The following is a 1,132-nucleotide window of genomic DNA, read 5'->3' as shown; positions in this document are numbered from 1 at the left end:
GAACTGGATGAGCGCGGCTTACTCAAGCAATCTGATATTGGCAACTTCATTAAATACGTAGTTGAAGCCATGGGCACTCGTCTAAGCGAAGAGATGTCTGAAGAGCAACAACAAAAACTCTCCAATAATCCATACACGTTCAAACCTTCTGAAGACAAAATGGCGGTATTCCACAGCCAAGTTCGAGCAAATTTGGATCTACCCACCAGCCAATATTACGAACATACACAGCACTACTTCACAGGCGGTCTAGGCTGGGAAAACTGGCAGACGGTTGGCCTGCAAGGAATCACCGATATCGCCGCACGCCTTGGTAAAGAGCAAAATGCGGTCACTCTGCGTAAAGCTCTCAATCATTTACCTAACGAGCCTCTATACGCACTGCTTGGTGCTCTTGAGCATGTCGACTTACAAGAACGACTAGCGCAGCGTATCGCAGAAAAAGCGCAGCAAGAGATTCACAGCACAGAACCAGATTTGTTCTTGCTATCGGCATTAACTCGCGCGTTAGCAGGCGCTCCAACTGAAGTCTCTTTACCAGTACTAGAAGCGATTTTGCAAAGCCCTCGTTTAAGTCACCAAGAAGTACTGATCGGCATTGCGGGACGAGCATGGCATCTTCTTTCTGATGCAAAAATCGCTGAACAATTTTTGCTGCGACTCGCACAAACAGGCAATCAAACCCTGTTCAATCAATTATTTGCCGATTTAGTTATGCTGCCAGAGCTAAGAATGGTATTGCTACCTTTGCTGCACTCTAGCCCATCGGAAGAGCTAGCCACTGCACTCATCAAATTGCAGCAAGTCACAAAGGGATAAGAAAGGATTAAGGATGATAGGAGATCTACTGGCAATACTTGGACTGTGCTTTTTCTGTTTTCTATTTTGGCAACAACGACGTCAATCTGAGTTAGCCAAAGTTGCCATCTCACGAAAATGCGAGCAATTAGATCTTCAGCTCGTTAGCATCGCTTTTGGAGCACACAAACTGAAAACGCCAGACGGAGTCTGGCGTTGGCATACAGTGTATCAATTTGAATTTTCATCTCTTGGCGATGACTGCTATCAAGGCCAATTGACTATGGTTGGATTCAGGCCGCAGAGCTTTCACCTACCGCCACATCGCTTGTAA

Annotated in this window: 2 protein-coding genes; both read left to right on the top strand. The window is 46.0% G+C overall.

Going from position 1 to position 1,132, the window contains the following annotated elements:
• On the top strand, nucleotides 1–819 hold an 819-nt coding region (locus R7O13_RS24400), incomplete at its 5' end, for a DUF3549 family protein (protein ID WP_318304871.1).
• A 13-nt stretch (nucleotides 820–832) separates the two neighbouring features.
• Nucleotides 833–1,132: a DUF3301 domain-containing protein gene (locus R7O13_RS24395; RefSeq protein ID WP_005494258.1), complete on the top strand. Its 300-nt coding sequence runs from the start codon at nucleotides 833–835 to the stop codon at nucleotides 1,130–1,132.

It is taken from the genome of Vibrio sp. Y176, from assembly GCF_033438945.1.
Note: the sequence above shows the minus strand (reverse complement) of the source record. Positions and strands in the feature narration are given on the sequence as shown.

Excerpts from the sequence above, each read along its gene's own strand:
- R7O13_RS24395 (WP_005494258.1), top strand. The coding sequence starts at position 833 with ATGATAGGAGATCTACTGGCAATACTTGGACTGTGCTTTTTCTGTTTT.